The organism is Bacteroides ovatus (assembly GCF_001314995.1).
Classification (GTDB): Bacteria; Bacteroidota; Bacteroidia; order Bacteroidales; family Bacteroidaceae; genus Bacteroides; species Bacteroides ovatus.
On the sequence record NZ_CP012938.1, the window covers coordinates 1,988,081 to 2,013,762 of the forward strand.

A 25,682-nucleotide genomic window follows, 5' to 3' on the forward strand; every position below is an offset into this window, starting at 1 on the left:
ATTGCTAAAAGAAGTTAAAGGATAGATAATAATAAACGGGAAAGAAAAAAACGATGAACGATAAACGGTAAATGATGAACAAAGCTGCGCATAATCATGCTACAAAATATCCACCGTTTACTGTTTATCGTTCACCGCTTACAGTTCACCGCTTATTATATACTATCAGCATGCTTTGAAACTCATGTCCAGCCCTTTCACTGAATGAGTCAAAGCTCCTACAGAGATGAAGTCTACGCCACATTCGGCATACTCACGAAGAGTATCAAAGGTGATACCGCCCGAAGATTCGGTTTCGTATTTGCCTGCTACCATCTCTACTGCTTTCTTTGTCATTTCGGGAGTGAAGTTATCAAACATGATACGGTCTACTCCGCCGAGATCAAGAACTTGTTGCAGTTCGTCGAAGCTGCGGACTTCTATTTCTATTTTCAGGTCTTTACCTTTTTCCTTGCAATATTCTTTGGCACGAGTGATTGCTTTGTCGATACCTCCGGCAAAGTCCACATGATTGTCTTTCAGAAGAATCATGTCGAACAGACCAATACGATGGTTTACTCCGCCACCGATTTTCACTGCCATTTTTTCGAGGATACGCATACCGGGAGTTGTTTTGCGGGTATCAAGCACACGGGTATTTGTACCTTCCAATACCTTTGCATATTTACGGGTCATTGTTGCAATGCCGCTCATACGCTGCATCACGTTCAACATCAGGCGTTCGGTTTGAAGTAAAGATTGCACTTTTCCTTCCACTACCATTGCTACATCACCCGGTTTCACTTCTGTTCCGTCATTGATAAACACTTCCACTTTCATGGTAGGATCAAAACGGTTGAAGATTTCTTTAGCTACTTCGATGCCAGCCAACACACCGGCTTCTTTGATAAGCAATTTTGATTTTCCCATTGCCGTAGCGGGAATACATGAAAGGGTGGTATGATCGCCATCACCTATATCTTCTGCAAAAGCAAGATCGATCAACTTGTCGATCAGTTCTTTTTCCTTATTCATTGATCTTGTCAATTCTTATTTGATGTATTAAATATTGATTCTGCACTTTCTTCAGGAAGCAGTTCACACGAAAGTTCCCATTAGTAGTAGCCAACGTACCGATAACGAAACTTGATTCGTCCCGTTTTCCCTGATGGTTCACGTTAAATCCGCTGACTTTATTCTTCGTAAAGAATTCCTGCATCGCAGCTGTTGCTTTCTGTTTGTCAACGTTTGTCGAGCGACCTTGGAACACCAGGTTTACCTTGTCCCCCATATACTTACTTAGCTCTTGCGAGCTTCCTCTTTTAAATGCCGTAATCACTCCTGCCGGTATCTCTTGCGCCATTAGCAACGAGAGGGAAAGAAGCAATGCGGTCATTCCTACGAGCACTCGTTTTTTCATAATTACAAGCTTTTAAGTTGAAGTTTAAAGGCTTAAACTTTCAACTAATGATAGGCAAAGGTAAGCATTAATTGCAGAATAACATAAAAAATGCCTATTTTTGTGCAATAATCAGAATTGTAGACGTATGAAAACAACCTTGCTCGTCGTAGGACGAACCGTAAAACAACACTATATAACTGCCATCAATGACTATATCCAGCGCACCAAACGCTATATCACTTTTGATATGGAAGTGATTCCCGAACTGAAAAACACGAAGAGTCTTTCAATGGAAGTGCAGAAAGAAAAGGAAGGGGAACTGATATTGAAAGCTCTCCAACCGGGCGACGTGGTGGTATTGCTCGATGAGCACGGAAAAGAAATGCGTTCTCTGGAGTTTGCCGAATATATGAAGCGAAAAATGAACACGGTCAATAAACGACTGGTATTCATTATCGGAGGACCTTATGGCTTTTCAGAAAAGGTTTATCAAGTGGCACACGAAAAGATTTCAATGTCGAAGATGACTTTCTCTCATCAGATGATCCGGCTGATATTCGTTGAGCAGATTTATCGGGCGATGACTATATTGAATGGAGGGCCGTATCATCATGAATAAACTACATCCACAAAGATGCACCGTGAAAAATGAATTATACAATAAAGAAGATGGATATCATTATCCATTCTTCTCTTCTATATAAAGTTTATTAAATACCTGCCGGAGTTCGTCTTCATTAGTAATCAAATTCCGAAGTTCTGCCAACCGTCCGGCATTATCCGATTGGGGTATCCATAACTTCAGATACCCTCCTGCTGCATATTTTTCAGTTAGATGTTTCCGAAAACGGGCATATTGCTCTTCTTTATCCATCTCCGGATAATGAGACAGCCCATATTGTACGGTACGACGTAAAGTAACTTCGGGATCAATAATTCGGTCAGCCTCGGCAACAATCATTCCATAGATTGTTCTGGGAGCCTGTTTATTGGAAGCCCGATGATCTTCTATCGCCTCTTTCATCTGCAACAGCTGCTCATCCGTAAACCAACGCCGCAAAGTTTCGTCGGCTAACAACACTTTGCCGGAGGTTATATGATGAAATTCACGTCCTTCATACAACCCCAGGTCATGATAAGCAGCGATGACATAAACCATCGAATAATCGACTTCATAATGAGTCGCTAATTTCAGACTTTCCTCAATAACCTTTTCTACATGGTCAATTTGATGCGCTTTATCAAAGTTAGTGTATTGAGGGATAATACTTTGCCGAACATAGTTTTGCAATTCAGCAGGCACATGATGAGTCATATTCGATCTTTTTAGCTAATGAATTCTTTTATTTATATTATTCCCGATTCATCAAACGATGTTCTGCCATCTGTTCGAACTTTGTTCCCGGACGACCATAATTGGCATACGGATAAATGGAAATACCACCACGAGGAGTAAATATTCCCGTTACTTCTATGTATTTGGGATTCATCAATCGGATAAGATCTTTCATTATGATATTCACACAATCTTCATGAAAGGCTCCATGACTGCGGAAACTGAAAAGATAGAGTTTCAAACTCTTACTTTCTACCATTTTTATATCAGGAATGTAGCTGATACGTATTTCGGCAAAGTCCGGCTGTCCGGTAATAGGACACAGACTTGTGAACTCCGGGCAGTTGAAACGTACCCAGTAATCATTTTCAGGATGCTTATTATCAAAGGCTTCCAGTACTTCAGGAGCATAATCTTGTTTATACTCGGTTTTTCTTCCTAATAAGGAAAGTTGGTCTTTTAATTCTGTCATTGCACTCATTAACTACAACCTCTACTCTAAACAAAAAAACGCATTTCTTCTTTCACCTATCACCGTCCTGCCTCAAACGCCTTATTCATCAAGGTTTTAGTGGTGAAGGATTCATTTTATAACCTATCACCGCATCTATCACCTATCACCATCAACTCTTATCCTACGTTTGCTTTCTCCTCATCTTACTTGTTACGGTGTGTTTCATTGCCTGAAACAATGTGTTTCCCGCCTTGAAACAAAGTGTTTCATTACTTGGAACTTATAGTTTCAAGCGTTAGAAACTTTAGTTTCCTACCGTTGAAACTTTAGTTTCTCACTGATGAAACAACAGTTTCAAGCTGTTGAAACTAATCTAAGCCAATACATTCCGGACAGAAACTACTATCATTTATTAATTAGAACTTACCGGTGACAATAGATGTGACGGCAAAATGTCAAATTTAGCTGCTGTCACTACTTGCTGTCACAAACTAGAAATCTTATAATCAAACATTTATCTACAACAATGTGACAGATGACAGCAAAAAAACGCATTTTAATCTCTATGTAGAGATATTATTGATTCTTACTTTTTAAATACTTTTCCAATCCTTCCCGACGCAATGTACAAGCCGGGCAATGTCCGCAACCATCTCCCTGAACGCCATTATAACAGGTCAAAGTCTCGGTGCGAATCAGTTCCAATACCCCCAGTTCGTCGGCCAATGCCCATGTTTCTGCCTTATCAATCCACATCAAAGGGGTATGAATCACAAATTGTTCATCCATAGCCAGATTGAGAGTTACATTAAGAGATTTGATAAAGGCATCACGGCAATCGGGATAACCGCTGAAATCTGTTTGAGAAACTCCCGTTACCAAATGATTAATACCACGTTCACGGGCATATACTGCTGCGATACTTAGAAAAAACAGATTACGTCCCGGAACAAAGGTATTAGGAACGCTATCTGCAGGTTTTTCCTGATCCATCACCATCGTAGTATCGGTCAATGAATTATGACCTAACTGTCCGATAAAGGAAACATCCATCACATCAAATTCCACTTCCGCTTTCCGGGCTATCTCCCGTGCAAGCTCCACTTCTTTCTGATGCTTCTGACCATAAAGAAAACTCAAGGCATATACTTTCTTAAAGTTGCGTTTTGCCCAAAACAAACAAGTGGTAGAATCCTGCCCACCACTAAACACAACCAATGCTGCTTCTCTATTCATATTCTATATTAAATATCTTTGACTTTCAATACATTATAAGAGATATTGGTATCGTAAACATCGCTACCGTCTATTTTCTTGATTGCTTTCACCACACGAATTGTCACCGGAAGGATAATAACTTCATACATGGATTTCAGCACAATCTGAATCCCCATCATGATAAGCAGTTCTTTCCAGGCAATAACTCCACCAAAAGCTACCGGGAAGAAAATCAATGAATCGGCAGTCTCACCTACAACAGTCGACCAGATGGCACGGGCCGAAAAGTTACGCCCCTGACTGGCTACTTTCATCTTACTCATCACATACGCATTGAGAAATGAGCCTACCAGAAAAGCCATCAGACTGGCAGCCACAATACGGGGAGCCATACCGAACACAAAATTGAAATGTTCCTCGCCCTCCCAGAAAGGAGCAGCCGGAATGGCAGCAGCTATCAACCCAAGAGCAACCACGAAGAAGTTCATGGCAAAACCGCTCCAAATGATGAGCCGCGCTTTCTTGAATCCCCAAACCTCGGCGATACAATCATTAATAATATAAGAAATAGGAAAAACCAATAATCCGGCTGTCACGGTCAGACTACCTACCTGGATTACTTTTGTTTCAAGAAGATTGGCTGCAATGAGACAGACATTAAACAGAATGCCCAGCAGCATAAAGGGTACAGATACTTTTTCTTTCATAATTCCTGTTTTTTACGTGGTGTTCTAGAATACACGACCGCTATTCACGGCATCATACATTTTTTATTCTTTCGGAGTGCAAAGGTAAAAAATAAAACTGGAATTATCACATTCATCTTACCAGAATCTGTCTTCCCGATAATTGAAGAAAAAATAAGCCTCCCTGTCAGTCGTCGTATTCTGACAGGAAGGCTCATCACTTTGACCTTAAAAACACATCACTCAATCAGGCATCCGCATCAAGAGGAGAAGTCTTTCAATTCCTCTTTCAACCGCTTACGGATGAAAAACAAACGGCTCTTTACCGTTCCCATCGGCAATCCTAATTTTTCGGCAATTTCTCTATACTTAAATCCGGCTACAAACATCTGAAAAGGCACTTTCATCTCTTCCGGTATGGAATGTATCACCCGGTACAACTGTTTCATATCATACGTAAACTCGAATCTATCAGCATCTTCATCTTCTATCAGATGTTGTTGATTGATGGAGTAACTATCATCAATCAGGTTCATTTCACGAACTGTGCGACGGTAGTTGTTCACGAAAATATTACGCATAAGCGTATACATCCATCCCTTCAGATTTTTGCTATACGTAAACTTCTCCTGATTATCTAATGCCTGCAACAAACAATCCTGAACCAAATCATTAGCAGATTCGCGGTCTGCCGTCAATTTATATGCGAAGCGATGCAAATCCGGTTGTATCGCTAATATTCCTTGAGTAAAATCAACTTTTTCCATCGTCGTATTTCCTTTATCTAATTAGTACGATACAAAGGTCCGTTTTTTTAGAATCATTATAAATAGCAATTCTTCCGATTAGTTTGGCAATTTTTCCTTTGCCCCTCTCAACCATTTCTTTTTTTAGTTGTTCATTGGGCATTCACCTAAAACTTAACTGATAATGAAAACAAGCTTTAAAATGGTAGCTATGCTACTGGGGATAGGAATTTTCCCCCTCTGTGCCTATGCACAACAGAAGGTAGTCATCGAAGATGAAGAACCGAATTCTATCATGTTTGTTTCGAAAAACAAAGCAGGAGATGAAATCATCCGAATCATGAACGACCGTTCGCAGATGCGTTTCCACGACCCGAATGCTCCCCGTTTCCTGCTAACCGACCAGAAAGGGAAATTTGCCCTGGGTATCGGAGGATATGTTCGTGCAACAGCAGAGTATGACTTTAACGGTATCGTAAATGATGTCGATTTCTATCCGGCATTGATTCCACAACGCGGAAGCGGCAATATTGCCAAGAATCAATTCCAGATGGACATCTCCACTTCTACCCTATTCCTCAAACTGGTAGGACGTACGAAACATCTGGGAGACTTCGTTGTCTACACAGCCGGAAACTTCCGGGGTGACGGAAAAACCTTTGAATTGCAGAATGCTTATGCGCAATTCCTCGGTTTCACGATCGGATACAGCTACGGTTCGTTCATGGACCTCTCCGCACTGCCTCCTACCATCGACTTTGCAGGTCCTAACGGATCAGCCTTTTACCGCACTACGCAATTGAGCTATATGTGCGATAAGTTGAAAAACTGGAAATTCGGTGTTTCAATGGAAATGCCTTCAGTAGACGGTACAACCAACAATGACTTGTCTATCAACACCCAACGAATGCCGGACTTTGCCACTTCCGTACAGTATAACTGGAATAGTAGCAGTCACGTTAAATTAGGTGCTATTGTCCGTAGTATGACTTACTCAAGTAACGTTCATGAGAAAGCCTATTCCGCCACCGGCTTCGGTCTGCAAGCATCTACAACTTTCAATATTACGAAGAAATTACAGGCATTCGGACAGTTTAATTATGGAAAAGGTATCGGATCTTACCTGAACGATTTAAGTAATCTGAACGTAGATATCGTTCCCGATCCTGATAATGAGGGAAAAATGCAGGTTCTCCCAATGCTGGGATGGTATGCAGGGCTGCAATACAACCTTTGTCCGAGCATTTTTATATCTGGTACATATAGTTTATCCAGACTTTATTCTGAAAACGGATACCCAAGTGAAAATCCGGAATCCTATCGTAAAGGACAGTATTTAGTGGCTAATGCTTTCTGGAATGTAAGCAGTAATTTGCAAGTGGGCGTAGAATATTTAAGAGGATGGCGTACTGATTTCAGTTCCGCAACCCGTCATGCCAACCGGTTGAATATGCTGGTGCAGTATTCTTTCTAAATCAGCATATACATAAAAGATTATTTCATTGTATAAAATTGAAGAGGGAGACAGCCATTGAAACGCTATCTCCCTCACATCATTATTAACTTCGTATTTTATTGAGTTCTAATTTATTTAGAATCTGTAGTCAATGCTAAGACCAAATACTTTGTTGGTACGGCTATATACATTGGTACCAGGCAATCCTGTACCATTATAATTGGAAAAATCTTTCGTATAATCTTCGTAAGTAGTCCACATATAGCCAACATTTAAAGCTGCTCTTTCACTCAACTTCACCTTCGCTCCAAAGCCCAATGTGTAAGAGTCACAAGAGAAACTAGTATCGCTCTGAAAGTTATCGGACAATCCGTAATCCGTAATTTGCCCACCACAACTTAACGACAATTGTTTGGTCACATCCCATTCAATACCTGCCAGATATTCGTTAGTCCCCTTAGTCAAGAACTTCTGCTTTCCATCTGCCATACCTGCTTTCTTATCATCATAAAAGTGATATTCTACAGATGCACGCAGTACTGGAAGAAACTCATAAGCCACTGCTACCGAAAGCATGGAAGGAATATCATTCGGAGTATTGACACCGTTTTTATAGTTGCCTATCAAAGCTTCCGCTTCGGCAGGATAGTCCAATTTATGAGTTTTATTTTCAATATTCATGTTAGCCTTGAACTCATACTTAGCTCCAATGTTCAACTTGTCCCATTTTACATCCACGCCTATCACCGGAGTTAATCCCCAACCTGTCTGGTCACAGTCCAAAGCCAAATTCATTAAGTCTGTATCTCCCACTTTAGCATCCAGGAATCCCTCATAACCTCCTGAAAAATAATTCATACGGGCACCGGCAAAAGCCGAAAGCCAATCAGTTATTTTATAAGATAAGCCCAACTGCAAGGAATAGATGTATTGTCTGCCATCCATAGCACTATTGATGATATATTTGTCCGGGGTCATTATCGGCCCCCCTTGCGCTACTCCGTCCAAACTCTTTTGGAATATTTTTGCCATAGCAGCCGACTCAAATATAGGTAAACCGTCATCAAACGAAGCCTTTCCACCTCCGGCAGTTATAGCGAAGAAACCGGAAATAGTCCAATCTCCTTTCTTATATGCGGCAAACACACTGGGAATAACCGGCGCAGCAGCTTTTCCTTTATAATATTTACTATAAGGCTTATCGGAAACGGTAGGAACAGGAGCGGTAGGATTTGTTAAATCAAGACCACTATATGTCATAAAGCTAGCATCAATATTTCTCGTCTGAAAAGCACTCTGAATGCTCAATCCCACATGGAAACCGTCATTCGGCAAAAAAGCCAAACCGGCAGGATTGGACAAAGCTCCGTCTATTTCAAAGGTAGCACCACGAGATAGCATACGAAGAAAAGCAGCGTGTTGATTAGTATTTGTCAGAAGACCTCCGGCAAAAGTTGGAATTGAAACGATTAGCATTACAAATCCAATCAAGGAAATTTTTCTCATCTAAATCTTTTTTTAATTATTTCGGGCGCAAAGATACGATATTATTGCACACGAAAGATACGTTTGTGCATTTATTTTCATTTAGCCTCCTATTTTAATTGAAAAAATAAACTGTTTCTAATGAAACAATCTATTTCACAAGCAATGGATTGATTAAACAAATTCACCTGCTCCAACGTTTAATATTATATAATTTATAGAATAATATTATGGCCTATACAATTGCATTTTTCGGCACAAAGCCTTATGATGAGTCCTCTTTCAATGACAAAAACAAAGAGTTCGGATTTGAGATACGCTACTACAAAGGGCATCTGAATAAGAACAACGTACTACTGACACAAGGAGTGGATGCTGTCTGCATCTTTGTGAACGACGTTGCCGACGCAGAAGTAATCCGTGTGATGGCAGCCAACGGAGTAAAACTATTGGCACTACGCTGTGCCGGATTTAATAATGTAGATTTAGATGCTGCCGCCGCTGCCGGAATTACCGTAGTACGGGTTCCTGCCTACTCTCCTTATGCCGTTGCAGAGTACACCGTAGCTCTTATGCTATCGCTAAACCGGAAAATTCCCCGTGCTTCCTGGCGTACCAAAGATGGTAATTTCTCCCTGCACGGTCTGATGGGATTCGATATGCACGGAAAAACAGCAGGCATCATCGGTACAGGAAAAATCGCGAAAATACTGATTCACATCTTAAAAGGGTTTGGAATGAACATATTGGCTTACGACCTCTATCCGGACCATAACTTCGCCCGTGAAGAACAAATAGTTTATACTTCACTGGACGAACTATATCACAATTCGGATATCATCTCTTTGCATTGCCCGCTCACCGAAGCGACCAAGTATCTGATTAACGACTACTCTATCAGCAAAATGAAAGACGGAGTTATGATTATCAATACCGGCCGTGGACAGCTGATTCATACCAATGCATTGATTGAAGGGTTGAAGAACAAGAAAATAGGTTCCGCAGGACTGGACGTATATGAGGAAGAAAGCGAATACTTTTATGAAGATCAATCCGACCGCATCATCGACGATGATGTACTCGCCCGCTTACTTTCATTCAACAATGTGATAGTCACTTCTCATCAAGCTTTTTTCACACATGAAGCGATGGAGAATATTGCGGTGACCACCCTGCAAAACATAAAAGATTTTATCAATCATAAGCCTTTGCTAAATGAAGTGAAGAAATAAAACTTTTAAGCTCCTTTCTTTGTTTACAAAACATATAAACAAATAAGAGAAAGGACAGATTTTATGAAAAAAGTAATACATAAAGCAGATACAAGAGGACATTCCCAGTACGATTGGTTGGATAGTTACCATACTTTTAGTTTTGACGAATACTTCGACTCCAATCGTATCAACTTTGGTGCCCTTCGCGTATTGAATGATGACAAAGTTGCACCCGGAGAAGGTTTTCAGACTCACCCGCATAAGAATATGGAAATCATCTCCATCCCTCTGAAAGGACATCTGCAACATGGAGACAGCAAGAAGAACAGCCGCATCATTACTGTTGGAGAAATTCAGACAATGAGTGCCGGAACGGGAATCTTCCACAGTGAAGTGAATGCAAGCCCTGTAGAACCGGTAGAATTCCTGCAAATCTGGATTATGCCAAGAGAACGGAACACCCGTCCCGTTTATCAGGATTTCAGTATCACAGAGTTGGAACGTCCGAATGAACTGGCAGTCATCGTATCTCCCGACGGCAGTACACCTGCTTCCCTTTTGCAAGACACCTGGTTCTCAATCGGTAAAGTAGAAGCCGGAAAGAAACTGGGTTATCACATGCATCAAAGTCATGCAGGCGTCTATATTTTCCTCATTGAAGGAGAAATTGTAGTAGATGGCGAAGTGTTGAAACGCCGGGACGGTATGGGTGTTTACGATACCAACAGTTTCGAACTGGAGACACTGAAAGATTCACATATTCTATTAATAGAAGTACCTATGTGATTCCATCATTAGAAATTAAGAACTAAAACTGCCAGATAATCTTATGGCGAAATTAAACATAGCAGATATCCGACAGGAATATACGAAAGGCGGGTTGCGGGAAAATGAACTTCCGGGCGACCCGCTTTCGCTTTTCAACCGTTGGCTACAAGAAGCAATTGACGCAGAGGTGGATGAACCAACTGCTGTCATTGTAGGAACCGTATCCCCTGAAGGGAGACCGTCCACGCGTACCGTATTATTAAAAGGGCTCCATGATGGAAAATTTGTCTTCTATACCAATTATGAAAGCCGTAAAGGCAGGCAATTGGCACAAAATCCGTATATCTCCCTCTCTTTTGTGTGGCACGCCCTCGAAAGACAAATACATATAGAGGGAATAGCGACGAAAGTTCCTCCGGAAGAATCGGATGAATATTTCCGGAAACGTCCTTATAAAAGTCGGGTCGGTGCACGAATTTCTCCCCAAAGTCAACCTATAACAAGCCGAATGCAATTAATACGGTCTTTTGTCAGGGAGGCAGCCCGGTGGATCGGAAAAGAAGTGGAGAGGCCCGATAATTGGGGCGGATATGCCGTTACCCCTACAAGGATTGAATTCTGGCAAGGACGCCCCAACCGTCTGCATGACCGTTTTTTATATACCCTGCAACCGGACGGGGAATGGAAAATCAGTCGTCTTGCTCCTTGATTTCGTCGATTTTTCTTGGCAACTCCAACTAGAATACGTAATATTGCAACTATAAAATAGTCAGCTTATGACACTGGATTATATTTATCACAGCGGTTTCGCCATCGAAATGGAAGGTGTAACCGTTATCATCGATTACTACAAAGATTCTTCCGAAACGGAACATAACCGGGGAATCGTACATGATTATCTCCTGCAAAGGCCGGGTAAACTATATGTATTGGCCACCCATTTCCATCCCGACCACTTTAACCGTGAGATATTGACCTGGAAAGAACAACGCCCCGACATTCAATATATTTTCTCCAAAGATATCTTGAAATCCCATCGTGCCAAAGCCGAAGATGCTTTCTATATTAAAAAAGGAGAAACATACGAAGACGAGACAATTCGTATCGATGCTTTCGGCTCAACGGATGTCGGCAGTTCGTTCCTGCTTCACCTGCAAGATTGGAGTATTTTCCATGCCGGCGACTTGAACAACTGGCATTGGAGTGAGGAATCTACTGAAGAAGAGATCCGAAAAGCCAATGGTGATTTCCTTGCAGAAGTTAAATATTTAAAAGAAAAAGCGCCAAACATCGATTTAATACTATTCCCGGTGGATCGGAGAATGGGAAAAGATTACATGAAAGGGGCAAAACAGTTCATCGAACAAATAAAAACTACTATATTTGCGCCCATGCACTTCAGTGAAGATTATGAGGGGGGAAATGCGCTTCGTAGTTTTGCTGAAAATGCCGGATGCCGTTTTATCAGCATCACCCATCGGGGCGAAAGTTTTGAGATTACCAAATAAACACATGATAATTATGAATAAATTTACGATTCTGTTTCTTACCCTGTTCCTTGCATTGCCGATGGCGATGAAGGCAGATTCTGCAAAAGAGAAGAAAGATGACACCAGGTACCTTGTAGGAGCTGTTCCTGAAGTAGATGGTAAAGTAGTATTTTCCAAAGAGTTCCAGATTCCCGGAATGAGTCAGGCACAAATCTACGACACAATGACAAAGTGGATGGACGAACGTCTGAAAGAAAATAAAAATATTGATAGCCGCATTGTTTTCTCTGACGAAGCAAAGGGAACAATTGCCGGTGTTGGAGAAGAATGGATTGTTTTCAGTTCCAGTGCTCTGTCATTAGACCGTACACTGGTCAACTATCAGATTACCGTTACCTGTAAACCCGGCAACTGCCTAGTAGAGCTTGAGAAAATCCGTTTCACTTATCGCGAAACAGAGAAATACAAAGCGGAAGAATGGATTACTGATAAATATGCGCTCAATAAAGCAAAGACCAAATTAGTGCGCGGCCTGGCTAAATGGCGTAGAAAAACTGTAGACTTCGCAGATGATATGTTTATGGATGTAGCAGTAGCTTTCGGAGCACCTGATACTCGTCCGAAGACAGAGAAAAAGAAGAAAGAAGAAGAGCAACAAACTCCATCAATCGTTGCAGCCGCAGGCCCGATTATCATTGGTGGCACAGATAAAAAGACTGATATTAAAGTGACGACCGCCGAACCCGTTCAAACTACAGTTCCTGCTGCGACTCTCACTCCTGCTACTCCAGTAGGCAAAGCTTCCACAGATATGCCGGGTTATACAGAAATTGATTTGAAACAAATTCCGGGCGAAGTATATGCCTTAATGGGAAGTGGTAAATTAGTAATCAGTATTGGAAAAGATGAGTTCAACATGACCAATATGACTGCAAATGCAGGTGGTGCATTAGGTTATCAATCAGGAAAAGCTGTTGCATATTGCACACTTTCACCCGACCAACCTTATGAGGCAATAGAAAAGGCAGACAGCTATACACTGAAATTGTATGCCCCGAACCAGACAACTCCTTCAGCTGTTATCGAATGTAAGAAAATGCCTTCACAGACAACTCCGCAAGCCGGACAACCCCGTACCTATGTTGGAGAAATTGTGAAACTCTTAATGAAAAAATAAGGAAAATTGCAACAATGGAAATAAAAAGTAAATTTGACCATTTTAATATCAACGTTACAAATCTGGAGCGGAGTATCGCTTTTTATGAGAAAGCACTCGGCTTAAAAGAACATCATCGGAAAGAAGCATCCGACGGTTCATTCACACTGGTTTACCTGACAGATAATGAAACTGGTTTCCTATTGGAATTGACATGGCTCAAAGATCATACTGCTCCATACGAACTGGGGGAAAACGAAAGTCACCTATGTTTTCGTGTAGCCGGTGATTACGATGCAATCAGGGCCTATCACAAAGAAATGAATTGTGTATGTTTTGAGAACACTGCCATGGGGCTTTATTTCATTAATGACCCGGATGATTACTGGATTGAAATACTCCCACAGAAGTGATTTTATATAAAAAGTGGGGGCAGGATAATTATCCTGCCCCCACTTTTTATGTAGAATATATGATCTATCAAACACATAGTATATATACCTAAAACAACAAATACTATAAATATGTATCCGAAAATAAACACCACCTTGCCAGTTGCTTAATCAGAAAAAAGCCACTCCTCAATGACTAAAAGGCAACCGGATTGATGATCCGTTTATTGCTACAGCCTTTATTTTTTATGTCGGCTAGCTCTTTTCTTCCGGATATCTGCTTTCATCTTCGCTGCACCCGAACCATGTTGTCCACGAATATACGTCGCTTTTTTCGCTTTCGTTTTCACCTTTTCCTCTTCTTTGGGCTTATCTTTCTTACCTTTAAAAACGATACCACCCATGATTGCTTCTTCTATACTCATATAATCATTTATTAGTATTCAACATTTCCGATGGCAAAGATAACCCTTTTCTACGGATTTATTTATCTTTGCAAAGTTAACAATCGTAACCACCAATGGCAACAACAATTCTTTCTGCAGAAAAGGACCCGATGGGAGCCGCTATTTCTGACTATTTCAACCATCATAGAGCTGATCGTTTGCGGGTATTTTCTTCTCAATTCGAAGAAGATGAAATTCCCGTCAAAGAACTGTTTCGTAGTATACAGTCTATGCCTATACTAGAGCGTACCGCCCTGCAAATGGCTACTGGACGGATTTTGGATGTAGGTGCCGGAAGTGGTTGCCATGCGCTCGCACTTCAGGAAATGGGAAAAGACGTATGCGCCATTGATATTTCTCCTTTATCTGTCGAAGTAATGAAACAACGTGGAGTGAACGATCCTCGTCTCATCAACCTTTTTGATGAAACATTTTCCGAAACATTCGATACGATCCTAATGCTCATGAATGGTTCCGGAATCATCGGACGGCTGAATAATATGCCCGAATTTTTCCAACGGATGAAACGTATTCTCCGCCCCGGTGGATGCATATTTATGGATTCCAGTGATTTGCGTTATCTTTTTGAAGAGGAAGACGGTAGCATAGTCATCGATCTGGCCGGAGATTACTACGGAGAGATCGACTTCCAAATGCAATATAAAGATGTAAAAGGAGACACATTCGACTGGTTATATGTAGATTTCCAGACTCTTAGCTTATATGCTTCCGAATGTGGTTTTAAGGCAGAATTGATAAAAGAAGGAAAGCATTACGATTACCTGGTCAAACTTAGCATTGCTTGAAAATGCATCATCATATAGTGACGGTATGTACTCCGGATAGCGTCACTATATAACCAAAATAGTAACGCCATCACATCAGGATAGCGTTACTATTTTTATATACTCATATATGTTCCGTTGGAAACATCTGATGAAGGTTCTCTTTTATTTCAGCATTTCATTAATTGCCTGCACAAGAGAAGCAAACTCTTCCTCATTATATAAACGAGTCAGCTTTACAATTTTTCCTTCCTTATCAATCAACACGTTTCTCGTTATTCCGGATTCACGTAATGCATATTTCGCAAAGATATCAGCTCCCGGATCCAGTCCTAACGGATAAGTGACTCCGGTAGATTTTGCAAAAGCCAGTACTTTGTCAAGCGGTTCGTCACGGTCAATGCCAATCAGAGCAAAGTCTGCATTATTTTTATGCTTCAACCAAATATCCTTCTCGATAAACGGCATTTCTTTACGGCAAACTCCACACCAGCTTGCAGTGAACTGCAACATGACAACTTTACCACGAAGGGAAGATAAACTCACTTGCTTCCCATCTGTCAAGGTAATTGTGAAATCCGGAGCCATCTCTCCTACCCGAACAATATATCCTGTACTATCTGCCTGAACTGATTTTGCATCCGCAGTTACTTCTACACTATCTGTTGCAACTTCAACATTCGCCGTTCCTTTCTTCTGTCCGGAACAAGCCCATATACCTATGGCTAAAAGCGCCACACTACATACATTCATAATTTTCATTTTCATCTAATCATTGGTAACTTTGCAAATATAAAAAAAGTATGCGATGTATTTGCATTTTTAAAAGAAATTCATACCTTTGCACCCGCAAAAGAAAAACGCCTCTTTAGCTCAGTTGGCCAGAGCACGTGATTTGTAATCTCGGGGTCGTTGGTTCGAATCCGACAAGAGGCTCTCCAGAATGAATGCTGTTTATCACATCAGATAAGCAGCATTTTTTATTAATATCTTCTTTAAGATTTTTGCTTACGAAATACTACCATACCCACAGCCAACAAAATCAAAAGAATTCCAATAACACTATTCAGGGTAAACAGTTCTTTAAAAACAAAGACACCGATCACAACGGCTGTCAGTGGTTCCATCGCACCTAAAATAGAAGTCAGTGTAGGTCCCGCATACTTAATTGCCCGTACCAAAGTTATATTGGAAATAGCCGTAGCCGGCAATGCAAGTCCTAAAATAATCAGCCATATATAACCGTCTGTCACCAGATGAAGCCCGAAAGTTGCCATAGCTCCTATCAGATAGAGAACAGCTCCCATCCCCATAACATAACATGTCAGTACAGTGGAATTGATTTGAGCGGCTCGTGTTGTTCGAACCCCAATGATGTATCCTCCGTAAGAAAAGACAGAAATACAAGCCGCCACCAATCCTACTATTGTATCACAACTTTTCGCCTCCAACTCTCCCGATGACAGTAAAGCAGCACCAAACAAAGACATTAAAACAGCAAGCATCACCAAAAGAGATTTCTTTTCATGAAAGAAAAACATCATTGCCAATGATACAGCCAACGGATACATAAAATGAATAGTCGATGCTACCCCCGTGGCTATATTCTGATAGGCAATGAGCAAACTGAATGAGGTGGTTGCCCGCAACAAACTTAATAAAAAAAACGACTAACAAATCTTTCTTTGCCAGCCGGAAATTACATCCCGAACACCATCCAAACAGTGTCAATACAATAGCAGCCACTCCCCAACGATAAGAAAGCACCTCGAAAGCCGAAAAACCAGCTAACAACAGAGTTATAGAAAAAAACGGAGCCAGCCCAAAAGTGGAGGAGGATACCGCCGCATAAAGTATACCTTTAATACGATTCATCGATATATTCAACTAATTCCAGATATTCACAATGCAAAGATTATAAATATTTCTTTAATGCCACCATTAATTTCATTTTTTCAAGCGGCTTAACCAGATATTCATTACAGCCGACCTTTATTGCAGCAATCCGGTCAGAATCGAAAGCATGGGCGGTAAGTGCGACGATAGGTAAGCTAGCATTAAACTTACGTATTTCAGCTGTAGCCTTCAATCCATCCAGTACAGGCATTTTCATATCCATCAACAACAAATCGACATGTTGGCTACGCGCTATTTCCACTGCCTTTTGCCCATTCTCCGCATGCAGTAAATCATAATGATCCTTCAGGATAGTAGACACCAGCTGATAATTACTTTGTATATCTTCAGCTATGAGAATTGTTTTCCGACCGGCACTCTTCTCCATCACTTCGTCATTCGCATCAAACTCTCCTCCGGAGATATTCTCTTCTTTCTTCTCTTCTACCATAGAAAGTGTATCGACTTCACAAGGTAAAAATGCCCAAAACAGCGATCCTTCATTGTGTACCGATTCAAAGCCGACTTTACCTCCCATAGCTTCTGCAATTGCCTTGCAAATAGAAAGTCCAAGTCCGGTACCTTGGGCAAACTCATCAAGTTTCTCAAAACGCTGGAATACTTTTCCTTTTTTATCATCAGCTATACCAATACCGGTATCTTTCACATAAAAATAGACGCCTCCATCCTTACATGCATATCCCATTTTAATAGAACCTTTTGAAGTATATTTGATAGCATTAGTGACATAATTCGTTATAATTTGTGCCACGCGATTACGGTCCAGAGTTACCTGACAACAGTGATAAGGATTGATTTCAGTTAACACGATATCCGGATTCTTCAGGCGCTGCTTCATGGAAGTAAACATGTTTTCAAAATGTTCGGATAAGTCGAACGGTTCGTATTTCAGTTCTACCGAACCGGCTTCCAGCTTGGATAAATCAAGTATATCATTTATCAGTTTTAGCAATAACTCATTATTACTATTAATAATCTGGATATAGTCCGCCTTTTCTTCTTCTCCGGCATAAGCCATCAACTCCGAAAAACCTACAATAGCATTCAAGGGAGTACGGATTTCATGACTCATATTCGCCAGGAACGCAGATTTCAATTTATCAGACTGCTCTGCCTGATGTTTGGCTTCCTGCAATTCCTTAATCATTTTTTCACGCTCCGTTACATCATCCACGCGAATTACAACACCATCCACAGATCCATCTTCAAGAACTACGGGAGTGGCAAACACTTCAACGGTATGCGCACTGTCCAACGAAAACTTCATCTGTTCCGTCTGTAATGAAACAAAAGCACGTTGCATCACACAATTTTCACAGGGAGAAGTACGATTATATGTACTTTTATAGCAAAGTTCACCTTTTTTGTAGGCTTCAAAAGAAAGACTTTTTGAACATAACGAAATATTTTCCCATTGAACCATATATTCCTTCGTGATGTAGGCCAACCCTGAATTCGTATTGTTAAGAACCAGTTCATTCTGTCGTACCAAAGCGTCCTGTATTTCTTTATTCTTTAGTAAGGTCAATTCAGTCTGCTTATAGGAATCGATATTTTGCGTCATACCGAACAAATACTTATAAGGAGCATCGTTCAAAGTTGTGGTTTCAACAAGGCCACGCGTTTCCCACCATTGATACATGCCATCTCCTTTAAAGTCAATGCGATATTCCACATCCCATACACCGCTTCCTAGTTCTACCGCCTTTTGCAAAGTTTCAGCAAACTTTTGTCGGTCATCAGGATGTACGAGAGTCAGATATTTCTCGACCGAATTAATTTCTGATGCCTTCTTCCCATTTTTATCAAAACCTTCACCGAAACTCACCCTGTTCTTAGCCGGCTCAAAAAACCAGGTGAAGGCATTCATCGCTTCCATAGTGACAGTTAACAGCTGTGCACGACGCTTCAGTTCATTTTGTAAACTCTGATCCCAGCGGGTATTTAACAGAAAGCGTTTGCCATCATCTTCAATTATACTTTTGCGAACAATAGTATCATAGCTGCGTCCATCCTTCAGTATAATACGTTCCATGCCGAAATAAGGGTTCCCAGTATTGTATACCTCTAAATCAGTCTTCTGAATACGCTCTACTTCTTCTTCACTCAGCACATCATAAGTAGTTTTATCTTCGCTGGTACCAAACATGAGCTTACTCTCTTCATTGCAAAAAACATAGCGGAAATCATTCTCTACATCTTTGATATGAACAGATAACGGAAGATTATTTAATATATTATAGAAGAACTGCTCCTTTTTCTGCACCTCCGTATTATTCTTTCGGGTACCAACATATTTCAATACCTTCTTATTAGAATCAAATTCATAAGGAGCACCGCTTATCGTACAAAATTGCCAGGTTGAGCTATCCGGTAACATAACCCTGCTATCAAAAGAAAAAGAAAAATCTTCCCCATTGCTCATTCTTTCCATTACTTCAGTAACCTGACTACGGTCATCCGGATGCAAAGTCTCCAGATATAGTGCCATACTAACTGGCTTAGACTGATCGTATCCATTCAGCGGTTCATTATCACTATAAAATAATTTGGGCACTGCATCAAATTCCCAAAACATGATGTTGGCTGCCTTCATAGCAAGCTCCGTTTTCCGGCGACTTTGACGGAGTACCTCTTCACTTTTCACCGTTTCTGTAATATCTTCAAAGATAAAAATGTAATTAACAAACTTGCCATCATTATCATAAAGAGGATTACCATTACATTTCAAATAGCAGGTCCGGGTACGCGTAGAGAAAAAACGTTTATCGGTTCTCTGTTTATCGAAATCATACAAAAAACTCATCTGTACCGGAACACAACGACGAACTGCTTCCTTCACCACGTCAGGAACCACAGAATTTTCATTTATGTTGAGTTTATTACCAAGAAGCGTTTGCGAGTCAGCGCCAAAAATTCGGCAGAAGCTTTCATTGCATCTTACCAGAGTGCCATCGGCTGTGAAGAAACCTATTCCAACAGGAAGTGAATTAAATACAGTTAGTAATTGTTTGTGTTCCATTTCTTTATCCTTGAATAACTTAGAAATAAATATTTTATCTCCGCACTATGCAAATATATACACTTTTACGATTATAATATGATTTTATAGCGAACATATTATTGCCAGGTTATAACATACAATAAGGGGCTATCCACGATATTGTGAATAACCCCTATCTCAAATGACATCCCATATATTATCATTTTAAAAAGTACATTTTAATACTCCTCAATGACTGTATTTCCAAAAATATCCTTTTTAATAATTTTCCCATGACCGTTACCATATTCAATTATTTCGTTTCCAAAAATATCTTTTTTAATAGTTGTTCTATTCCCCTTATCATCCTCGATAATAGTATTCCCAAAGATATCTTTTGTAATCGTCTTTCTATTACCTTTGTCATCGCGAATAATAGTATTTCCCAGAATATCTTTCTCTATAGTTTTTCTATTACCCTTATCGTCCCGGATAATGGTATTTCCTAGAATATCTTCTTCAATAGTCTTTCTATTACCTTTATCATCACGAACAATGAAATTTCCTAAAATATCCTCTTCGATAGTCGTTCTATTGCCTCTATCATCACGGATAATGATGTTCCCCAAAATATCCTTTTCAATAGTCTTTCTATTGCCTTTATCATCACGAATGATGATATTCCCTAAGATATCCTTTTCAATAGTCTTTCTATTACCATTATCATCACGGATAATGATATTACCTAAAATATCCTTTTCAACAGTCTCTCTCCCTTGGTCAACTCCCGAATACTCATAATTATCTTCAACAAGATTTGCACCATAGCCCTTTATTATATAAGGAGCCAAAATAAACTGGGCAACAAACAGGATAAATAAAATCTTTTTCATGGCGTTTTTCTTTTGGTTTAGAACAAAAGTAACGCAGGAAAATCAGAATTAATAAGTGAATTCCATAATTGTCAGTAGGGAAAAACCTAAAATAAAAAGGATTAGCGCATGCAGTAACGGTATATCCATAATATACTACCTAATTGGTCCCCAGAATGGTCCCCCCAAAAAGAAATGAGGTTGTGTCAAAACGTTGGCACAACCTCTTTTATATTTTACAGTTCTGCTATATTTTCTTTTGGCTATGCTGCTTTTTCCTCATGCATTTGGCAACAAGTTGCTATATTCCAATTATATCGGGTTATAAATAGTCCCATAAACATATATTTGGCAACTGTAATGAGCCCCTTTCCTTCTTTTATCAGTTTAGCACACATTTTTTTGATATTAAAGGCTATAGCAAAGAAAGCAAAGTCCATTGTAACCTTGTCTTCTCCCACATGCCGGAATCTTCTGTATGCCATGTTGTATTTCATTTGTCCAAACACAGCCTCTGGTTCTATACACCTCCTGCCTCTATGCTTGATACCTTCTTCTGAGAGCAACCTTTCCCGTGCCTGCCGTTTGTATTGATTTAATCGGTGGTTGACTTCTATAATACGGTTCCCCCGAGCTTTAAAACAACTGCCACGCAAAGGGCAACCTTCGCATCTTTTTGCTTTATACCGGGCACTTTCGATGATGTATCCGCTCGCTGTCTTGTCACGTTTGGTTCCTATACGGTTCATGTGCTGTCCCATAGGACAAACGTAATAATCCTCTTGGGCATTGTAATGGAGACTTTCGGCATGGAATGGGTTGGGAGTATAACGAGGACGCTGTTCTTTATGGAAGTAATTATACTTGATGAAGGCTTCTATCCCATTCTCCTGCATGAACCGGTAATTTTCTTCCGAACCGTAACCGGAGTCTGCCACACAGATATTCGGTAAACGGTTATAGCGGTACTGGAAAGAGTGGAAAAAAGGTATGAGGGTCAGTGTATCGGTAGGGTTGGGAAACAGACGGAAGTCTGTGATGAATTGGTTTTCAGTACCTATTTGCAGATTATATCCGGGTTTGGTCTGCCCGTTCTTCATGGCATCTTCTTTCATGCGCATGAATGTGGCACCAGGATCGGTCTTGGAATAGGAGTTACGTTCTCCAAGGGTATCAAGGTGATTGTCGTATTCTATCAGCTTGTCACGATACCCTTCAAGTTCCATGACCTGCTTCTTCTTTTTGCGCAGGGCTTTCTTTTCTTCCTTATCCTTTGTTGCAGGCTGGCGTTCCAGGGCTTCTTTAAGTTCATCCACTATGTCAGAGAGCCTGCAGGGAGTAAACTCCACGGATGTGTCTTTTATAGAGTTCTCCTGTGCAATGGCTTCATCCACCTGTTCCAAGAGAATACGGATTTTATCCATTAGTCTCGTACGGTTCCGTTCGACTGTCTTGCGCCAGACAAAAGTATATTTGTTGGCTTTGGATTCAATCTTGGTGCCGTCGATATACTCCACATCAAGGCTGATGAAACCTTTATCGGCAAGGACAAGAACCAACTGGGTAAATACATTATTTATTTCCTCCTTTACACGGTTACGAAAACGGTTGATCGTGATAAAATCCGGATGCTCATTACCGGCAAGCCAAATATAATGAATGTCACGAAGGAGGTGCTTCTCTATTTTACGGCAAGAATAGATATTATTCATGTAGGCGTAGATTATCACCTTAAGCATCATTTTAGGATGATAAGGACAACGGCCCGTTTCCTTATAAAGCTTCTTGAAACTCTCAAGATTGAGATTGTCAATAACAGCATTCACGATGCGGACCGGGTCGGTCGCAGCTATGTTTTCATCAATTCTTTGTGGAAAAAGAACGGTTTGGTTGGGAATGTAAGGACGAAAATGTAACTTTGCCATAACGAAAAACTTTATACCTAAAGATACGAAAACTTTGGGTAATAACAAAGCCCGGGCTTGAGAAAGTCTGGGCTTTGCGCATAAAAAAAGGCTGTGTCAGCGTTTTGACACAACCTCATTCAAAGTGTTACTTGAGGTTCCTGGCGGATTCGAACCGCCGTACACGGTTTTGCAGACCGCTGACTAAGCCACTCATCCAAGGAACCATTATTTCTCGTTTGCGGTTGCAAAGGTAGTACAAATTTTGAAACTACCAACTATCCGCAGCAATTTTTCTTTGTACTTTTTTTCTTTACATCGCACTCTCCGCGTTTCTTATCCATCATATCCTTTAGTTCACAGCCACTTACACAGCTGTCACAAGGATTCTGATTTTCTCGCGTACGACGAAAAAAACGAAATATTCCATATATGACGCGGGCAATGCAGAGTACAACCAGTACTCCGACTACCCAATCTTGCCAATTATTCATACAAACAATCCTCCAATCTGATAAACAGCAAATGATACAAGCCAAGCCAATCCCGTTGTGTAACAAGCAGCAAAAAGCGTCCATTTCCAACTACCCGATTCCTGTTTTATAGCCGCTATCGCCGCAATACACGGGAAGTAAATCAATACAAACAACATATAACAGAAAGCAACCAATGGAGTAATCGGAATTCGTTCTGCCAAACTTACTGAATCAGCATCCGGATCATCTGCATATAAGACACCTAATGTACTTACTACCAATTCTTTCGCTCCCACACCGGAAAGCAAGCCAATACCTAGTTTCCAATCAAATCCCAGTGGTTTTATAACTGGCTCTATACCACGTCCCAACTGGCCGATATAAGAATTTTCCTGCTGCTCGGCAACTGTTTCATAAGCATCATGATTCGGATAATACCCCAAGAACCAGATTATAATAGAAGCAATCATAATAATGCCTCCCATCTTTTTCAAATACTGCGCTCCCTTTTCCCATGTGTGACGGAAGATCGATTTTGCTGTCGGCATCCGGTAAGGTGGAAGTTCCATCACAAATGGAGTATCATCACCCTTCACCAGAAACTTGCTAAACAAGCGGGCCATTACCACAGCCAGTACAATACCAATCACATAAATACTTAACAACACCAGACTTGCATTGTTCGGGAAGAAAGCACCCACCAACAATAAATAAATTGGCAGACGCGCACTGCAAGACATCAAAGGATTTACCAACATTGTAATAAGACGGCTCTTCCGGTTCTCAATAGTACGGGAAGCTATAATAGCAGGTACATTGCATCCAAATCCCATAATCAAAGGAATGAATGATTTTCCGTGCAATCCCATTTTATGCATGATTTTATCCATGATAAAAGCTGCACGAGCCATATAACCCGAATCTTCCATAAGAGAAATGCAGAAATACAAAATCAAGATATTCGGCAAAAAGACAATAACCGCTCCTACCCCACCAATAATTCCATCAATCAGCAAATCTTTAAATGGACCTTCCGCCATATTATTGCGTAACAAGTCACCAATCTGCTCGACAAGCCATTCAATCCCCATCATCGGATATTCTCCAATGACAAACGTACCCTCAAACATCAGATACATAAAAAGGAAGAAAATAGGAAATCCCCAGACACGGTGAGTTACGATCGAATCCAGCACTTTTGTTGTCTGCGCCTGCTCCAAGTGATTATCTGTGAATGTCTCCTTCAGTGCACCACTGATAAATCCATATTTAGCATCCGTAATAGCCGATTCACAATCCTCATTCATTGTGTCCTGAACACGCTTCGACATCTTATCACGGACATGGAATATCTCATCCGCATTTGGTAATGTCCGCACAATGCGCTCAATGTCAGGATCATTCTCCAACAATTTAATGGATAGGAAACGGGTAGAATATTTATGACGGATAAATTCGTTTTTGGACACTTCACTTTTTACAGCTTCAATCGCTTTTTCGATATCAGGACCATGATTGATATGAATATGCCGGAAGACACGCCCCGTCTTTTTATGTTCACGTACATAATCTTCCAAATGCTCTTCCTCGTGGTTCTTACGATCTTCCAGAGAATCATGCCATTCGGTCAAATCCTTAAGAACTTCCGGATTCATATTTCCCTGTTTATCAAAGAAGTCTACTCCTTCATACAGATTGATAACAACATGAAACAAGGTATCCAATCCACGATTTTTCTTACTGACAGTAGGCAACATCGGCACCCCGAACAACTTACTCAACAGATGATAATCCAATGTATTTCCACTGGCTTCCAACTCATCATAAATATTCAGAGCTACCACCATGCGGACATTCATATCTATCAATTGAGTAGTCAGATATAAGTTTCGCTCCAGATTAGAGGAATCGACTACATTAATAATCACGTCCGGAGTTTCATCGATAATATGACGACGCACATAGATTTCTTCCGGCGTATAAGCAGACAAAGAATAAGTTCCCGGCAAATCGACAATACGGAAATGATAGCCTTCGAAATCAAAATAACCTTCTTTGGCATCCACGGTTACGCCGCTGTAGTTTCCAACATGCTCATGAGCACCGGATGCAAGATTAAATAAAGAAGTCTTGCCACTGTTCGGGTTTCCGACCAAAGCAACATTAATGGTACGGCGTTTACCTAACGCCAACCGTTTCATATCTTCTTCTTTTACTGAAAGGTCTTCAGGCAATCCTTCATGATAAACGGTCTTCTCGGCCAGTTTCTTTGCTTCCTCTTCGCTGATAACTTCGATCATTTCAGCTTCCTGACGACGAAGAGAAATTTCATAACCTAAAACTTTATATTTTATGGGATCTTTTAGCGGAGCATTCAACAGCACTTCAACCGTTTTACCTTTAATGAAGCCCATCTCCACAATACGTTTACGAAAACCACCGTGCCCCAATACCTTTACAATAACACCTTTTTCTCCTGTTTTTAATTCGGACAAACGCATAACTCTCAAAATTTTT

At 40.6% G+C, this 25,682-nt stretch carries 24 protein-coding genes, 2 tRNA genes and 1 pseudogene; 10 read left to right on the forward strand and 17 right to left on the reverse strand.

Features of this window, described 5'->3' with window-relative positions:
* Nucleotides 1-165 precede the first annotated feature (165 nt).
* A complete protein-coding gene (gene nadC, locus Bovatus_RS08045; RefSeq protein WP_004300759.1) occupies nt 166-1,014 on the reverse strand; it encodes a carboxylating nicotinate-nucleotide diphosphorylase in 849 nt (282 codons plus the stop codon).
* Nucleotides 1,007-1,399, reverse strand: coding sequence for a DUF4783 domain-containing protein (locus Bovatus_RS08050; RefSeq protein ID WP_004300760.1), 393 nt, complete (start codon nt 1,397-1,399; stop codon nt 1,007-1,009). The genes nadC and Bovatus_RS08050 overlap by 8 nt, the downstream gene beginning before the upstream one ends.
* A gap of 127 nt (nt 1,400-1,526) precedes the next feature.
* On the opposite strand from Bovatus_RS08050, the gene rlmH reads away from it, so the two are divergent.
* A complete protein-coding gene (gene rlmH, locus Bovatus_RS08055; protein ID WP_004300761.1) occupies nt 1,527-2,000 on the forward strand; it encodes a 23S rRNA (pseudouridine(1915)-N(3))-methyltransferase RlmH in 474 nt (157 codons plus the stop codon).
* A gap of 60 nt (nt 2,001-2,060) precedes the next feature.
* Here rlmH and Bovatus_RS08060 read toward each other — a convergent pair whose 3' ends face one another.
* The 5 genes from Bovatus_RS08060 to Bovatus_RS08080 all read right to left on the reverse strand — a co-directional run bounded on the left by Bovatus_RS08060 (nt 2,061) and on the right by Bovatus_RS08080 (nt 5,842).
* Entirely contained in the window at nt 2,061-2,696 is a 636-nt protein-coding gene (locus Bovatus_RS08060; RefSeq protein ID WP_004300762.1) for an HD domain-containing protein, read from the reverse strand.
* 37 nt (nt 2,697-2,733) lie between these two features.
* Nucleotides 2,734-3,189, reverse strand: coding sequence for a preQ(1) synthase (gene queF, locus Bovatus_RS08065; protein WP_004304260.1), 456 nt, complete (start codon nt 3,187-3,189; stop codon nt 2,734-2,736).
* Between the two features lie 558 nt (nt 3,190-3,747).
* A complete protein-coding gene (gene queC / locus Bovatus_RS08070) occupies nt 3,748-4,407 on the reverse strand; it encodes a 7-cyano-7-deazaguanine synthase QueC (RefSeq protein WP_004300765.1) in 660 nt (219 codons plus the stop codon).
* Nucleotides 4,408-4,415: 8 nt separating this feature from the next.
* A complete protein-coding gene (locus Bovatus_RS08075) occupies nt 4,416-5,096 on the reverse strand; it encodes a queuosine precursor transporter (RefSeq protein ID WP_004300766.1) in 681 nt (226 codons plus the stop codon).
* Nucleotides 5,097-5,335: 239 nt separating this feature from the next.
* Nucleotides 5,336-5,842 carry an RNA polymerase sigma factor gene (locus Bovatus_RS08080; protein ID WP_004300768.1) on the reverse strand — a complete coding sequence of 169 codons (507 nt, stop codon included), beginning with the start codon at nt 5,840-5,842 and terminating at the stop codon, nt 5,336-5,338.
* 163 nt (nt 5,843-6,005) lie between these two features.
* Here Bovatus_RS08080 and Bovatus_RS08085 point away from each other — a divergent pair, with 163 nt between their 5' ends.
* The gene (locus tag Bovatus_RS08085) at nt 6,006-7,295 is read left to right on the forward strand and encodes a DcaP family trimeric outer membrane transporter (protein WP_004300770.1); all 1,290 of its coding nucleotides are present in this window, start codon (nt 6,006-6,008) and stop codon (nt 7,293-7,295) included.
* Nucleotides 7,296-7,412: 117 nt separating this feature from the next.
* Here the strand turns inward: Bovatus_RS08085 and Bovatus_RS08090 are convergent, their stop codons facing one another.
* Complete coding sequence (locus tag Bovatus_RS08090; RefSeq protein ID WP_004300771.1) at nt 7,413-8,783, reverse strand: OmpP1/FadL family transporter; 1,371 nt, start codon at nt 8,781-8,783, stop codon at nt 7,413-7,415.
* A gap of 209 nt (nt 8,784-8,992) precedes the next feature.
* Between Bovatus_RS08090 and Bovatus_RS08095 the strand changes: the two genes are divergently transcribed.
* The 6 genes from Bovatus_RS08095 to Bovatus_RS08120 all read left to right on the forward strand — a co-directional run bounded on the left by Bovatus_RS08095 (nt 8,993) and on the right by Bovatus_RS08120 (nt 13,803).
* Nucleotides 8,993-9,994, forward strand: a complete 1,002-nt coding sequence (locus Bovatus_RS08095; RefSeq protein WP_004300772.1) for a 2-hydroxyacid dehydrogenase — start codon at nt 8,993-8,995, stop codon at nt 9,992-9,994.
* A 63-nt stretch (nt 9,995-10,057) separates the two neighbouring features.
* The gene (locus Bovatus_RS08100; RefSeq protein WP_004300773.1) at nt 10,058-10,762 is read left to right on the forward strand and encodes a pirin family protein; all 705 of its coding nucleotides are present in this window, start codon (nt 10,058-10,060) and stop codon (nt 10,760-10,762) included.
* 43 nt (nt 10,763-10,805) lie between these two features.
* Entirely contained in the window at nt 10,806-11,453 is a 648-nt protein-coding gene (gene pdxH, locus Bovatus_RS08105; RefSeq protein ID WP_004300774.1) for a pyridoxamine 5'-phosphate oxidase, read from the forward strand.
* Nucleotides 11,454-11,520: 67 nt separating this feature from the next.
* Complete coding sequence (locus tag Bovatus_RS08110; protein ID WP_004300775.1) at nt 11,521-12,252, forward strand: MBL fold metallo-hydrolase; 732 nt, start codon at nt 11,521-11,523, stop codon at nt 12,250-12,252.
* 13 nt (nt 12,253-12,265) lie between these two features.
* The gene (locus Bovatus_RS08115; RefSeq protein WP_052588002.1) at nt 12,266-13,411 is read left to right on the forward strand and encodes a DUF4468 domain-containing protein; all 1,146 of its coding nucleotides are present in this window, start codon (nt 12,266-12,268) and stop codon (nt 13,409-13,411) included.
* Between the two features lie 14 nt (nt 13,412-13,425).
* The gene (locus tag Bovatus_RS08120) at nt 13,426-13,803 is read left to right on the forward strand and encodes a VOC family protein (protein WP_004304308.1); all 378 of its coding nucleotides are present in this window, start codon (nt 13,426-13,428) and stop codon (nt 13,801-13,803) included.
* Nucleotides 13,804-14,021: 218 nt separating this feature from the next.
* On the opposite strand, the gene Bovatus_RS08125 is transcribed toward Bovatus_RS08120, so the two are convergent.
* Nucleotides 14,022-14,207 carry a hypothetical protein gene (locus Bovatus_RS08125; protein WP_004300779.1) on the reverse strand — a complete coding sequence of 62 codons (186 nt, stop codon included), beginning with the start codon at nt 14,205-14,207 and terminating at the stop codon, nt 14,022-14,024.
* Between the two features lie 95 nt (nt 14,208-14,302).
* On the opposite strand from Bovatus_RS08125, the gene Bovatus_RS08130 reads away from it, so the two are divergent.
* Nucleotides 14,303-15,034, forward strand: coding sequence for a class I SAM-dependent methyltransferase (locus Bovatus_RS08130; RefSeq protein WP_004300780.1), 732 nt, complete (start codon nt 14,303-14,305; stop codon nt 15,032-15,034).
* Between the two features lie 144 nt (nt 15,035-15,178).
* Here Bovatus_RS08130 and Bovatus_RS08135 read toward each other — a convergent pair whose 3' ends face one another.
* Entirely contained in the window at nt 15,179-15,781 is a 603-nt protein-coding gene (locus Bovatus_RS08135) for a TlpA family protein disulfide reductase (protein WP_004300781.1), read from the reverse strand.
* Between the two features lie 94 nt (nt 15,782-15,875).
* Between Bovatus_RS08135 and Bovatus_RS08140 the strand changes: the two genes are divergently transcribed.
* Nucleotides 15,876-15,949, forward strand: a tRNA-Thr gene (locus Bovatus_RS08140).
* A gap of 59 nt (nt 15,950-16,008) precedes the next feature.
* On the opposite strand, the pseudogene Bovatus_RS25170 reads toward Bovatus_RS08140, so the two are convergent.
* The 7 genes and pseudogenes from Bovatus_RS25170 to feoB form a co-directional block, all read right to left on the reverse strand.
* A pseudogene (locus Bovatus_RS25170) lies at nt 16,009-16,888 on the reverse strand (DMT family transporter).
* 40 nt (nt 16,889-16,928) lie between these two features.
* Nucleotides 16,929-19,952, reverse strand: coding sequence for a PAS domain-containing hybrid sensor histidine kinase/response regulator (locus tag Bovatus_RS08155; RefSeq protein WP_004300784.1), 3,024 nt, complete (start codon nt 19,950-19,952; stop codon nt 16,929-16,931).
* A 200-nt stretch (nt 19,953-20,152) separates the two neighbouring features.
* Nucleotides 20,153-20,806 carry a hypothetical protein gene (locus tag Bovatus_RS08160; RefSeq protein WP_004300785.1) on the reverse strand — a complete coding sequence of 218 codons (654 nt, stop codon included), beginning with the start codon at nt 20,804-20,806 and terminating at the stop codon, nt 20,153-20,155.
* Between the two features lie 242 nt (nt 20,807-21,048).
* The gene (locus tag Bovatus_RS08165; RefSeq protein ID WP_004296258.1) at nt 21,049-22,710 is read right to left on the reverse strand and encodes an IS1182-like element ISBf3 family transposase; all 1,662 of its coding nucleotides are present in this window, start codon (nt 22,708-22,710) and stop codon (nt 21,049-21,051) included.
* A gap of 134 nt (nt 22,711-22,844) precedes the next feature.
* Nucleotides 22,845-22,916, reverse strand: a tRNA-Cys gene (locus Bovatus_RS08170).
* A gap of 51 nt (nt 22,917-22,967) precedes the next feature.
* Nucleotides 22,968-23,183 carry a hypothetical protein gene (locus Bovatus_RS08175; protein WP_004300786.1) on the reverse strand — a complete coding sequence of 72 codons (216 nt, stop codon included), beginning with the start codon at nt 23,181-23,183 and terminating at the stop codon, nt 22,968-22,970.
* On the reverse strand, nt 23,180-25,666 hold the full coding sequence (gene feoB / locus Bovatus_RS08180; RefSeq protein ID WP_004300787.1) for a ferrous iron transport protein B: 2,487 nt from the start codon (nt 25,664-25,666) through the stop codon (nt 23,180-23,182). Before feoB ends, Bovatus_RS08175 begins: the two co-directional genes overlap by 4 nt.
* Between the last annotated feature and the right edge of the window lie 16 nt (nt 25,667-25,682).